Source organism: Vagococcus fluvialis (assembly GCF_048815235.1).
In the GTDB taxonomy this organism is placed as follows: domain Bacteria; phylum Bacillota; class Bacilli; order Lactobacillales; family Vagococcaceae; genus Vagococcus.
Map to the genome: position 1 here is coordinate 29,559 of NZ_JBMEAO010000019.1, position 12,236 is coordinate 41,794.

The following is a 12,236-nucleotide window of genomic DNA, read 5'->3' on the forward strand; positions in this document are numbered from 1 at the left end:
TGATAGTTATCATGCATTATCTCGTCTTTATTTCTATAAAAACATAAAAAAGTGATGTTCTTAAAAACTAAGAAACATCACTCTTTTTTATTCTTTAGGGAAAATACGATTGGTAATCGCTCGACCTGTTTTAGTCGCAGCTAAACCGCCTTCGCCAGTTTCTTTGAAAATACTAGGCATTTGCATACCGACAATGTGCATGGCTTCAACGACTTCATCAGGTGGAATGACACTAGTGATTCCAGCTAAAGACATGTCAGCTGATACAAAGGCTTGGGTAGCACCAAGAGCGTTTCGTTTCACACAAGGTACTTCTACTAAACCGGCAACAGGGTCACAAATTAAGCCCATCATATTTTTAATCGTAATCGCAACAGCTTGAGCTGATTGTTCAGGTGTACCACCACAATATTCAACTAAAGCAGCACTAGCCATAGCACTAGCTGAACCGATTTCAGCTTGGCAGCCACCAGCTGCACCACTAATTGAGGCGTTATTAGCAATGACTAAACCAAAAGCACCAGCAGTAAATAAAAAGTTGATTTGCTCTTCACGAGTTAATTTGTATTCATCTGTAATGGCAGAAAGCACACCAGCAGCCACACCAGCACTACCAGCAGTAGGAGTTGCACAAATTAAGCCCATTTCAGCATTTACTTCATTTACAGCAATTGCATTTTGAGCCGCTGTTAAAGCCGTTTTACCAGTTAAATAACGACCAGATTCAATGTATTCTTTTAATTTAGGTGCGTCGCCTCCAGTTAAACCAGTAACAGAAGTAACCCCACCTACACCTTTTTTAATAGAAGCCATCATAACATCTAAGTTTTTGCCCATATGTTCCCAAATAATCTCACGAGAATATTGAGTTTGTTCAATTTCAGTTAGTATCATCGCTTCATGAATGGAACCATGTTGATTACCAAGTTCAACTAGTTCTTCGATTGTTTCAAACATTTATTTTCCTCCTTAACCGAAAAAGCTAACTTCGTCTACACCATCAATGTCTTTAAGATGGCAAGTTAAACCTTCGATTCGTTCATCTACTTCAATAATCATAATAGCTTTTTCGCCTTTTGATTCTCTTGTGACAGTCATTGTACTAATATTAATTTTATGTTCAGATAAAATACTAGTCACTTTAGCAACAATCCCAGGCTTATCTTGATGGACAGTAATGTAAGTTGGAGTCGACATGTCTAAATTAATTTTAAAACCATTGATTTCAGATATTTGAATAGCGCCACCACCAATAGAAATACCTGTACAAGTCATGGTGCGCTCACCTTTTTTGACAACAATTTTAACTGAGTTAGGGTGATCTGCTTTTTCTGGTTTAGGAATAAAAGCAACATCCATTCCAGCTTCATAAGCGATTTTTAACGAATCAGAAAGACGTTCGTCATCAGGATTCATATCTAATAAACCACCAACAAGAGCGATGTCTGTTCCGTGACCACGATAAGTTTTAGCAAATGATTCATATAAATACAAATCAACTTTTTCAGGTTGTTCTCCAAAAATCTGACGGACTACTTTTCCGATTCTGGCAGCTCCGGCAGTATGTGAGCTACTTGGTCCAATCATAACTGGACCGATAATATCAAAAACACTTTTATATACGCCCATTATTAGTCTCCTTCATACAAATAAGATAGACATAGTTTACCATGAGAAGCAGATATTTGGCACTACAGAAGAATGAGAAATGAGTAAAAACTTTTTAGAAGATACCAAAAGAAGAGTTGTGCTAAAATAAAGCCAGTATAATTAACGTATATTGAATGAGAGGGTAAAAAAATGAGAGCAGAGATTATTGCAGTTGGAACAGAGATTTTATTGGGGCAAATAGTTAATACCAATGCTTCTTATTTAGCAGATTATTTGACACAATTAGGCTTTGATATGTATCATCAGCAAGTTGTAGGAGACAATGAATCAAGGTTACTTGCAGTTTTAGACGAAGCTAGTAAACGCTCAGAATTAGTTGTTTTATGTGGCGGATTAGGACCCACAGAAGATGATTTAACGAAACAAACCACAGCGAAATTTTTAGGTAAAGAGCTTTTTTATGATTCAGAAGCAGCAGCTCGTTTAGAAGAATTTTTTTCAGTTCCTTTTATTGAGGTAACTGAAAATAATAAGCGACAAGCTTTAGCGATTAGCGGAGGAACTACGATTCAAAATCCAGCAGGCTTAGCTTGTGGTGTTCTTTATCAAGGAGAAACAACTTCTTATTTATTATTACCAGGTCCACCAAGAGAAATGGAGGCGGTGACTAGGGAAGCAACGACATTGTTAAAAGAATTATTACCTAATGACCACCATTTATACTCTAGTTATTTGAGATTTATGGGGATTGGTGAATCCAAATTAGCAGAAGTACTAGAAGAATTAATTATTAATCAAACGAATCCGACTTTAGCAACTTATGCTAAATCTAATGAAGTGATGTTACGTATAACAGCAAAATGTGACAATGCGTTAGAAGGAGACGAATTAATAAAAGAGATGGAAGCTCTGGTTTTTGAAAAGGTCGGCAACTATTTCTATGGTTATGGTGAAAATTTAACGATAGAAGAAGTTGTTATTGATTTACTAAAAGAGAAAAAACAAACTTTATCGGTTGTTGAAGGTGTTTCTGGTGGATTGTGCCAAGGAAGATTGACAGATGTTCCTGGAAGTTCGGAAGTCTTTGAAGGTGGGATCGTCACTTATTCTGCTAAAAGTAAATTAAAATTAATTGAATCTGCTAATCTTGATGTGAGTGTATTAAATCAAATAAGTGAAAAACAAGCTATAGAATTAGCCAAAGCTATTCAACAAACAACCAATACAACTTACGGTTTATCTATTATAGGCGCAGCTGGAAAAGAAGGTTTAGATGGCTATCCAATGGGAACAATCTTTATTGCTTTTGCTAGTGAGAAGGAAGTTATTAGCAAGAAATTACTGATTAAGCGTGAGCGTGATTATATTAAAGATGGTGCTGTAAAACATGGATTAAATTTACTAAGAAAACAATTAATTTAAAGAACGCGAATATTTGTTCGCTTTTATCTTGATTTTTGATTCAAAAAAAAGTATTATAAATGTAAGAGATAAATTGAAGGAGGCACATAGATGTCAGATAATCGTAAAGCCGCACTAGATGCAGCGTTAAAAAAAATAGAAAAAGATTTTGGTAAAGGGTCAGTGATGAAATTAGGTGAAAAAGTAGATACCCAAATTTCTACTGTCTCAAGTGGTTCTTTGGCTTTAGATTCAGCTTTAGGAGTAGGTGGCTACCCACGTGGCCGTATTATTGAAGTTTATGGACCAGAAAGTTCTGGTAAGACAACGGTTGCCTTACATGCTATTGCCTCTGTTCAAAAACAAGGTGGAACAGCAGCATTTATCGATGCAGAGCATGCTTTAGATCCTAAATATGCTCAGGCTTTAGGCGTTAACATTGATGAATTATTATTATCACAACCAGATACAGGTGAGCAAGGATTAAATATCGCAGAAGCCTTAGTTTCAAGTGGTGCGATTGATATAGTGGTAGTCGATTCAGTAGCGGCTTTAGTTCCTCGTGCCGAGATTGATGGCGAAATGGGGGACTCACATGTTGGTCTTCAAGCTCGTTTGATGTCTCAAGCTTTAAGAAAACTATCTGGAACTATCAATAAAACGAAAACAATTGCTATTTTCATTAATCAAATTCGTGAAAAAGTAGGGGTTATGTTTGGAAATCCAGAAGTTACACCAGGTGGTCGTGCCCTTAAGTTTTATGCCACAGTTCGTTTAGAAGTAAGACGTGCGGAACAATTAAAACAAGGTACTGATATTGTTGGTAATAGAACGAAAATTAAAGTTGTGAAAAATAAAGTAGCTCCACCATTTAGAATTGCAGAAGTAGATATTATGTACGGTGAAGGTATCTCTCAAGAAGGAGAACTTCTTGATATGGCCTCAGACAAAGATATTGTCAATAAAAGTGGTGCTTGGTATTCTTACAACGATGAAAAAATCGGTCAAGGCCGTGAGAATGCGAAAAAATTCCTTGCAGAAAATGGCGACATTATGCAAGAAATCTATGAAAAAGTCCGAGTTGCTTATAATATGGATGGCGTTGTAGCGCCAGAAGAAATTGAAGAAGATGAAGAATTAGCATTAGATTTAGAAGATTAAAAATAAGAAAAACTGTTAAATGTGTGACATAATGCATTTAACAGTTTTTTTATACTTAATGTCCTTATTATTTAAGTTGACACTCCATTTAACAAAGCTTAAAATGAAGATTGTATAGTTTTTATTTATACATTCATGCCTGTAGAGTATGATTTAGAAATATGTTACTTTTAATCTACACATAAAAACAAATTAAAGATAGTATGGAGGTGTTGTTATGGGTTTGATACTCCTCACTATCATCGGATTAATTGTAGGTTTAACAGTCGGCTACTTTATTGCTAAAAGTCAACATGAGAAATCAATTGATGGAGCTAATAATACTGCTGCAAGTATTGTAGAGCAAGCAAAAAAAGAAGCTGAAACTCTTCAAAAAGAGTATATGTTGGAAGCTAAAGAACAGAATCAAAATTACCGATTAGAAATCGAAAGTGAGCTGAAGGAAGAAAGAGCAGAATTAAAAAATCAAGAAAATAGACTATTACAAAAAGAAAATAATCTTGATCGTAAAGATGACGCTATTGAAAAACGTGAACGTTCACTCGAGGAAAAAGAGGAAAAGATTGATTCTAAGAGACAATTGATTGATGAGCGAGAACAAGAAGTATCAGAATTAATTGAACGACAAAAAGAGGAATTAGAGAAAGTAGCCTCTTTAACGAAAGATGAAGCCGCAAATATTATCATGGCTGAAACTGAAGAAGAACTAACGCACGAAAGAGCGATGTTAGTAAAAGATAGCGAGCAACGAGCAAAAGAAGAAGCTGAGAGAAAAGCTAAAAATATGTTATCTCTAGCGATTCAACGCTGTGCTGCTGACCAAGTATCGGAATTAACGGTAACTGTTGTGACATTACCAAATGACGATATGAAGGGTCGAATTATTGGACGTGAAGGACGTAACATTCGAACGTTAGAAACGTTAACAGGAATTGATTTAATTATCGATGACACTCCTGAAGCAGTAGTTCTATCAGGATTTGATCCTATTAGACGAGAAATTGCACGAATGACACTAGAAAAATTAATTCAAGATGGAAGAATTCATCCAGCTAGAATTGAAGAAATGGTTGAGAAATCTCGTAAAGAGATGGATGAACGTATTCGTGAGTATGGTGAAAATGCTGCCTTTGAAGTGGGAGTTCATTCACTTCATCCTGATTTAATTAAAACATTAGGTCGAATGAGATTTAGAACTAGTTATGGTCAAAATGTATTAAATCATTCGATTGAAGTGGCTAAATTAGCCGGAGTATTGGCGGAGGAACTTGGAGAAGATGCAACTCTAGCAAGAAGAGCTGGTTTATTACATGATATTGGTAAAGCTTTAGATCATGAAGTAGATGGTTCTCACGTTGAGATTGGAACTGAGTTAGTAAGTAAATACAAAGAACATCCAGTTGTTATTAATGCAGTAGCTTCTCACCACGGTGATGTAGAAGCAACATCAGTTATTTCAGTATTAGTAGCTGCAGCTGATGCTTTATCAGCAGCAAGACCTGGAGCAAGAAGTGAGTCATTAGAAAATTACATTAAACGTCTAGAGCGTTTAGAAAATATTGCTAACGATTTCCCTGGTGTTGATAGTAGTTTTGCTATTCAAGCTGGTAGAGAAATTCGTGTGATGGTAAAACCTGACGAAGTTACTGATGATGAAGCAATTCTATTAGTAAGAGAAGTCAGAAAACGCATTGAGAATGAACTGGAGTATCCAGGACATATCAAAGTGACTGTCGTTCGGGAAGTAAGAGCAGTAGATTACGCTAAATAAAAGATAAGAAGTTAACTCTAAAAAGTTAACTTCTTTTTTTATTTTAAAAAGTACCTTGAATTTCATTTTAATAGACTTTATGATGATTTTGAGATAATCATTGATCAATATTATCACAAAAAATCATAAAGGAATGATTAAAAATGATAATAGAAAATATCCCTCAAGAAACATTTTACTATTTAAGAAGAACAGGCTCTTTTGGAAATGAAAATTACCAATTAATGACAGAATTAAAAGAAATAATAAGAGAAGATTCTCTTAACGGAGAGGTTAAAGCTGTTTTTGGTATTCCAAAATGGAATAACGAGATAGAAAAATCAGTTTATGATGTTGGTTTTACAAGTGAAGGGATAATTGACAATAAAAAATTAGGAAGCCGTCTTACTAAAGGTGGTAAGTATGCTATATTTGTCATTCCTCATACAGCTGAGGCTGTTAGTTTATTCTGGCAAGAAGTAGCAGAGGGTACTCTTTTCAAAACAGAAAATTTTATAATGGATGATAAAAGAGATATTATGGAAAGATACGAGGAATCATTAATAAAACAAGATTTATGTGAATTTTGTATCCCTATCAAATAGTCAAATAGATTGTTATTAGTTTATCGGCAAGTATTATCTAAAACCAAAGGAGGTATAAGCATGAGTTTATTTTTAGAAATTCCTGATTGGGCAGAGCATTTCCCATTCATCACTTTTGAAAATGCAGGAGAGATTATTGTACCTCCACATTGGCATAAGGAAATTGAAATCATTTATGTGACTAAAGGATCCGTGAACATTGGGTATAACAACCAAATTGTCCAAGTTCATGAAGGTGAAATTTTTGTTTTTGGTAGTGGGGAAGCTCATTATTTTGTGGCCTCTCCAGGTAGTAACCGAAAAGTGTTTCAATTTGAGTTATCTTTATTTAGAGATAAGCTCTTTAAAGAAAAGAGTCATTTAGAGATTGCACGTTTATTTGAACAAGCTGAAAATCATAGTGTTTATTGGCCTTATGAAGTTAAGCAACAGGTTGTAGCTTGTTTAGAAGATTCATTTGAAGAGATGACAAATGAGAAACCAGGTTATCAACACGCTGTTATTAGTGACTTATTACGTTTGATGACGATTTATTACCGAGATATTCCTAAGAAGCCAGCGATTTATCAAAAAGCAACTTTTAGTGAGGCGGTTAATAGTCATGAAACCTTAGAGCGATTAAATGAAATCTTTATGTATATTGAAAATCATTTCGATGAAGGCATTACTTTAGATGAAATAGCTAGTGTCATTGGCTTTAGTCCGTATTATTTTTCAAGATTTTTTAAAAAAAATACAGGACAAACGTTTATGCAGTTTTTAACAGACTATCGAATCAACCAAGCTAAATATATTTTGTCACATGAAAAAATTCCGATGATAGATGTTGCCGAAAAATCTGGCTTTAATAGTGTTAAAACATTTCATCATGTGTTTAAGGAACAAGTGGGTATGTCACCCTTAAAATTCCAAAAGACAATATTCGGGAATAATTGAATCAAAAAGAAGGAAGAAACCCCTATCAAAGTTTTGTAGAATGATGGTACAAACAAAACTTTATGGAGGTTTCTTTTATTATGACTTTAAAAATTGGAATTATCGGTTGCGGTGGTATTGCAAATGGGAAACATATGCCTGCTTTGAAACAAGTAAAAGAAGTAGAAATGGTAGCATTCTGTGACATTATCGAAGAACGTGCTGAAAAAGCAAAAGCTGATTTTGGAACAAGTGAGGCAAAAGTCTACACAGATTATCAAGAGTTATTAAAAGATTCATCAATTGATGTGATTCATGTTTGTACACCAAACAACTCTCATGCAGAGATTTCAATTGCGGGACTTCATTCAGACAAACACGTTATGTGTGAAAAACCAATGGCTAAAACAAGTGAAGAAGCTAGAGCAATGCTTGAAGCAGCTAAAGAAACAGGTAAAAAATTAACAGTTGGTTATCAAAATAGATTTAGAACAGATTCTCATTACTTACATGAAATGTGTGAAGCTGGAGAATTAGGAGATATTTATGTTGGGAAAGCTCATGCGATTCGTCGTCGTGCTGTACCGACTTGGGGCGTTTTCTTAGATGAAGAAGCTCAAGGTGGAGGTCCATTAATTGATATCGGAACTCATGCCCTAGACTTAACATTATGGATGATGAATAATTACAAACCAAAATATGTTGTAGGAAATGCATACCATAAATTATCTTCAACAAAAAATGCAGCGAATGCTTGGGGACCATGGGATCCTGAAAAATTCACTGTTGAAGATTCAGCATTTGGTTTCATTACAATGGAAAATGGCGCATCAATTATTTTAGAAGCAAGCTGGGCTATTAATAGCTTAGATGTTGATGAAGCTAAAACAAGTTTATCTGGAACAAAAGCTGGAGCTGATATGAAAAATGGTTTAACAATCAATGGAGAAGATCGTGGACTATTATACCAACGTCAAGTAGAGCTTGAAACAGGAGGCGTTGCGTTTTATGATGGCGCAGGAACAGATCCAGCAGTAGTTGAAGCAACTTCTTGGATTAATGCCATTTTAAATGACACTGATCCAGTGGTTAAACCTGAAGAAGCACTCGTTGTAACAGAAATCTTAGAAGCAATCTATGAATCATCTAAAACAGGTGAACCAGTGTTCTTAAACAAATAAAATAAAGCTAAAAGTCTGCTAATGTTATTCAGTAGACTTTTTAGCCTATAAAAAAGGATGAAATTGATGATTAATGTAACTGTATGGAATGAATACCGTCATGAAAAAACCGATGAAAAAGTTCGAGAAGTTTATCCAGAAGGAATTCATGGTCAATTAAAGAATTTTTTACAAGAAGAATTTACTGTTAGAACAGCTACTTTAGATGAAGAAGAGCATGGTTTAACAGAAGAAGTCTTAAATGACACAGATGTTTTATTATGGTGGGGGCATGTGGCTCATCATGAAGTATCTGAGGAAATTGTTAACCGTGTTCACGAACGTGTCTTACAAGGAATGGGACTAATTGTTCTTCATTCAGGTCACATGTCAAAAATTTTCATTAAGCTAATGGGAACTAGTTGCGATTTAAAATGGCGTGAAGCAGATGAAACGTGCCGTATTTGGAATGTAAACCCAAGTCATCCAATTACTGATGGTATTGGTGAGTACATCGAACTTGAAAAAGAAGAGATGTACGGTGAGCATTTTGATATCCCAGCACCAGACGAGCTGATTTTTATTAATTGGTATCAAGGTGGGGAAGTCTTTAGAGGTGGTTGTACGTATAAACGTGGTAATGGTAAGATTTTTTATTTCCAACCAGGTCATGAAACTTATCCATCTTACTACCATCCAAAAGTACAACGCGTTATTAAAAATGCTGTTAAGTGGGCAAATCCAACTGATAGCACGTATCCAACATATGGACATCATCAACCACTTGAAAAATTAGAGAACTGGGAAGGATAAACCATGAAACCATTAATTAGTTTACAACTTTGGAGCGTTCAGGACGCTTGTAAAGACAATTTTGATTCAGTTTTAGAGCAAGTAAAAGCCTTTGGTTATGAAGGGGTAGAATTTGCGGGTTACTATGATAAAACAAGTAACGAGCTTAAATCAACTTTAAATGAATTAGGCTTAAAAATTTCAGGAGCTCATATTGGCTTTGAAGCCTTAAGAGATAATTTTGAAGCAACGATTGCTTATGAAAAAGAGATTGGTAATCAGTCTGTTATTGTTCCTTATATTGGAGCTGATACAGAAGATGAGTGGGAAGAAAAAATCACTGAATTAAAAGAAATCGCTGATAAAGTGGCAGCTGAAGGTTTAACTTTAGGTTATCACAATCATGCCCATGAAATTATGGATATTCCTAATGTGAATATCTTAGAAAAAATGATTGAAATGATTCCTTCTATTCAACTAGAAATTGATACGTATTGGTTAACTTTTGCAGGAGTAGAAGTGCTACCTTGGTTAACGAAACATCAACAAAATATTAAATGGTTACACATTAAAGATATGTTAGTAACAGGAGATGACCGTGAAAGTACTGAGATTGGTAAAGGAATTTTACCAATTGCAAGTTATATGGAGTGGGCAAAATCTGCTGACTTAGAATGGGTTGTTATTGAGCAAGAAGCTTTCCAAGCGTTAACACCAATGGAAAGTGCTGAAGTTAATATTAAAACCTTAAAAGAATTAAGATAGAGAGGAAGAAAAAAATGAAATTAGGCGTATTTACACCTTTATTTAATAATTTAAGCTTTGACGAAATGATTGAAGCAGTAGCTAAAAGAGGACTTCAAACAGTAGAAATTGGAACAGGAGGATCTCCTGGTAACGCTCACTGTGATATTGATAAATTATTAGTAAGTAGTGATGCGAGAAAAGAATATTTAGCTAAACTAAATGATAAAGGTTTAGAAATTAGTGCTTTTAGTTGTCATAACAATCCCGTTTCACCAAATAAAAAAGAAGCAACTGAAGCAGATGAGTTATTACGTAAAACAATTCAATTAGCATCAGTAATGAATGTGCCAGTTGTTAATGGCTTTTCTGGTATTCCTGCTGGTAACGAAACAGATACAACTGTTAACTGGCCAGTTTTACCTTGGCCAACTGAATACGGAGACATTTACAACTATCAATGGGAGAAAAAATTAATACCTTATTGGAAAGATATTAACCAAGCAAGTGAAGCGGCTGGTGTGAAAATTGGTATTGAGTTACATGGTGGGTTCTCTGCTCATACTCCTTATACAATGCTTAAATTAAGAGATGCAGCTGGAAAAGCCATTGGCTGTAACTTAGATCCGTCTCACTTATGGTGGCAAGGAATTGACCCAGTGGGAGCGATTAAGATTTTAGGTAAAGAAAATGCTATTCATCACTTCCATGCAAAAGATACTTTCTTAGACCAAGACAATATTAACATGTATGGTTTAACAGATATGCAGCCATATGGTAATGTTCAAACACGTTCATGGACATTTAGATCAGTTGGTTGTGGACATAGTATTCAAGAATGGTCTGATATTATTAGTGCGCTAAGATTATATGGTTACGACTATGTTTTAAGTATTGAGCATGAAGACCCATTAATGTCTATTGACGAAGGTTTTGACAGAGCAGTTACTAATTTAAAATCAATTATGATTAACGACCAACCAACTGATATGTGGTGGGCGTAATAACAGGAGGATTTTTAATGAAAACCATTAATTTTGTCGTAATCGGCTATGGTGGTATGGGAAGTTACCATGCTAAAGGTTTAATTCAAGAAAAAGACGGTGTCAAAGTCGTTGGTGTTTATGACATTGATCAAAAACGTTTAGATTTAGCAGAAGAAGAAGGCTTTAAAGTTTATGCTACATTAGAAGATGTTTTAGAAGATCAGTCAGTTGAAGCTGTTTTAATTGCAACACCAAATGACTCTCATAAAGAGTTATCTATTGCAGCTTTAAAAGCTGGTAAACATGTTGTTTGTGAGAAACCAGTGATGATGAATACTAAAGAATTTGAAGAAGTGTTTGCTTTAGCTAAACTTGAAGGTAAAGTCTTTATGGTTCATCAAAATCGTCGCTGGGATAATGATTTCTTAATTATCCGTGATTTGTATAACAACAGACAAATTGGAGAGTTGTTCCAAATTGAATCACGTGTTCAAGGCGCTAACGGTATTCCTGGCGATTGGCGTCATTTGAAACAACATGGTGGCGGAATGCTTTTAGATTGGGGTGTCCATTTATTAGACCAGATGCTTTATATGGTTGATAGCCCAGTTAAAAAAGTAGCGGCTGACTTAAGTTTTGTTTTAGGTGATGATGTGGATGATGGCTTTATTAGTTATTTAACTTTCGAGAATGGCGTAAAAGCTATTATTGAAGTGGGAACAACTAACTTTATCAAATTACCTCGTTGGTACGTAAGAGGTTTTGAAGGGGCATCAGTCATTCGTGATTGGGATTTATCAGGTGAAATTGTGAAGCAAACTGGAACCATTGATCACCATAATTTAGTACCGATTAAAGCTGGAGCAGGTTTAACTAAAACAATGGCCCCACCTTCTGAAGAAGCAACAACAACCTTGCCAATCAAAGAAGTAGCAGCTGATGTTGCTCCGTTTTATGCTAACTTTTACGATGTAGTTCGAAATAACGCTGAACCAATCGTTAAAAATGAAGAAGTTTACCGTGTATTAAAATTAATCGAAGCTATTTTTGAAGCAGCAGAAAAACAACAAGTTATTGAATTTGAATAATATATGAGTAGAAGCTAACGCAA

At 35.0% G+C, this 12,236-nt stretch carries 12 protein-coding genes; 10 read left to right on the top strand and 2 right to left on the bottom strand.

Features of this window, described 5'->3' with window-relative positions:
- Positions 1 to 87 precede the first annotated feature (87 nt).
- The gene (sdaAA, locus tag ACODH8_RS12245; protein ID WP_332467117.1) at positions 88 to 957 is read right to left on the bottom strand and encodes an L-serine ammonia-lyase, iron-sulfur-dependent, subunit alpha; all 870 of its coding nucleotides are present in this window, start codon (positions 955 to 957) and stop codon (positions 88 to 90) included.
- Between the two features lie 12 nt (positions 958 to 969).
- Positions 970 to 1,629, bottom strand: a complete 660-nt coding sequence (gene sdaAB / locus ACODH8_RS12250) for an L-serine ammonia-lyase, iron-sulfur-dependent subunit beta (protein WP_332467116.1) — start codon at positions 1,627 to 1,629, stop codon at positions 970 to 972.
- Positions 1,630 to 1,800: 171 nt separating this feature from the next.
- Here sdaAB and ACODH8_RS12255 point away from each other — a divergent pair, with 171 nt between their 5' ends.
- The 10 genes from ACODH8_RS12255 to ACODH8_RS12300 all read left to right on the top strand — a co-directional run bounded on the left by ACODH8_RS12255 (position 1,801) and on the right by ACODH8_RS12300 (position 12,213).
- Positions 1,801 to 3,033: a competence/damage-inducible protein A gene (locus ACODH8_RS12255; protein WP_332467115.1), complete on the top strand. Its 1,233-nt coding sequence runs from the start codon at positions 1,801 to 1,803 to the stop codon at positions 3,031 to 3,033.
- Between the two features lie 90 nt (positions 3,034 to 3,123).
- The gene (recA, locus tag ACODH8_RS12260) at positions 3,124 to 4,173 is read left to right on the top strand and encodes a recombinase RecA (RefSeq protein WP_332467114.1); all 1,050 of its coding nucleotides are present in this window, start codon (positions 3,124 to 3,126) and stop codon (positions 4,171 to 4,173) included.
- A gap of 217 nt (positions 4,174 to 4,390) precedes the next feature.
- Complete coding sequence (gene rny, locus ACODH8_RS12265) at positions 4,391 to 5,944, top strand: ribonuclease Y (RefSeq protein WP_332467113.1); 1,554 nt, start codon at positions 4,391 to 4,393, stop codon at positions 5,942 to 5,944.
- Positions 5,945 to 6,087: 143 nt separating this feature from the next.
- Complete coding sequence (locus ACODH8_RS12270) at positions 6,088 to 6,528, top strand: GyrI-like domain-containing protein (protein ID WP_332467146.1); 441 nt, start codon at positions 6,088 to 6,090, stop codon at positions 6,526 to 6,528.
- A gap of 60 nt (positions 6,529 to 6,588) precedes the next feature.
- Positions 6,589 to 7,464, top strand: coding sequence for an AraC family transcriptional regulator (locus tag ACODH8_RS12275; RefSeq protein WP_332467147.1), 876 nt, complete (start codon positions 6,589 to 6,591; stop codon positions 7,462 to 7,464).
- Between the two features lie 80 nt (positions 7,465 to 7,544).
- Positions 7,545 to 8,624 carry a Gfo/Idh/MocA family oxidoreductase gene (locus ACODH8_RS12280; protein ID WP_332467148.1) on the top strand — a complete coding sequence of 360 codons (1,080 nt, stop codon included), beginning with the start codon at positions 7,545 to 7,547 and terminating at the stop codon, positions 8,622 to 8,624.
- Positions 8,625 to 8,690: 66 nt separating this feature from the next.
- Positions 8,691 to 9,416, top strand: a complete 726-nt coding sequence (locus ACODH8_RS12285) for a ThuA domain-containing protein (protein WP_332467149.1) — start codon at positions 8,691 to 8,693, stop codon at positions 9,414 to 9,416.
- A gap of 3 nt (positions 9,417 to 9,419) precedes the next feature.
- The gene (locus ACODH8_RS12290; protein ID WP_332467150.1) at positions 9,420 to 10,160 is read left to right on the top strand and encodes a sugar phosphate isomerase/epimerase; all 741 of its coding nucleotides are present in this window, start codon (positions 9,420 to 9,422) and stop codon (positions 10,158 to 10,160) included.
- Between the two features lie 14 nt (positions 10,161 to 10,174).
- Positions 10,175 to 11,143: a sugar phosphate isomerase/epimerase gene (locus ACODH8_RS12295; RefSeq protein ID WP_332467151.1), complete on the top strand. Its 969-nt coding sequence runs from the start codon at positions 10,175 to 10,177 to the stop codon at positions 11,141 to 11,143.
- 17 nt (positions 11,144 to 11,160) lie between these two features.
- Complete coding sequence (locus ACODH8_RS12300; RefSeq protein ID WP_332467152.1) at positions 11,161 to 12,213, top strand: Gfo/Idh/MocA family oxidoreductase; 1,053 nt, start codon at positions 11,161 to 11,163, stop codon at positions 12,211 to 12,213.
- Positions 12,214 to 12,236: the final 23 nt, after the last annotated feature.

Excerpts from the sequence above, each read along its gene's own strand:
- ACODH8_RS12300 (WP_332467152.1), top strand. The coding sequence starts at position 11,161 with ATGAAAACCATTAATTTTGTCGTAATCGGCTATGGTGGTATGGGAAGT.
- ACODH8_RS12290 (WP_332467150.1), top strand. The coding sequence starts at position 9,420 with ATGAAACCATTAATTAGTTTACAACTTTGGAGCGTTCAGGACGCTTGT.
- sdaAA (WP_332467117.1), bottom strand. The coding sequence starts at position 957 with ATGTTTGAAACAATCGAAGAACTAGTTGAACTTGGTAATCAACATGGT.
- rny (WP_332467113.1), top strand. The coding sequence starts at position 4,391 with ATGGGTTTGATACTCCTCACTATCATCGGATTAATTGTAGGTTTAACA.
- ACODH8_RS12270 (WP_332467146.1), top strand. The coding sequence starts at position 6,088 with ATGATAATAGAAAATATCCCTCAAGAAACATTTTACTATTTAAGAAGA.
- sdaAB (WP_332467116.1), bottom strand. The coding sequence starts at position 1,629 with ATGGGCGTATATAAAAGTGTTTTTGATATTATCGGTCCAGTTATGATT.
- ACODH8_RS12275 (WP_332467147.1), top strand. The coding sequence starts at position 6,589 with ATGAGTTTATTTTTAGAAATTCCTGATTGGGCAGAGCATTTCCCATTC.
- ACODH8_RS12295 (WP_332467151.1), top strand. The coding sequence starts at position 10,175 with ATGAAATTAGGCGTATTTACACCTTTATTTAATAATTTAAGCTTTGAC.
- ACODH8_RS12280 (WP_332467148.1), top strand. The coding sequence starts at position 7,545 with ATGACTTTAAAAATTGGAATTATCGGTTGCGGTGGTATTGCAAATGGG.
- ACODH8_RS12285 (WP_332467149.1), top strand. The coding sequence starts at position 8,691 with ATGATTAATGTAACTGTATGGAATGAATACCGTCATGAAAAAACCGAT.
- ACODH8_RS12255 (WP_332467115.1), top strand. The coding sequence starts at position 1,801 with ATGAGAGCAGAGATTATTGCAGTTGGAACAGAGATTTTATTGGGGCAA.
- recA (WP_332467114.1), top strand. The coding sequence starts at position 3,124 with ATGTCAGATAATCGTAAAGCCGCACTAGATGCAGCGTTAAAAAAAATA.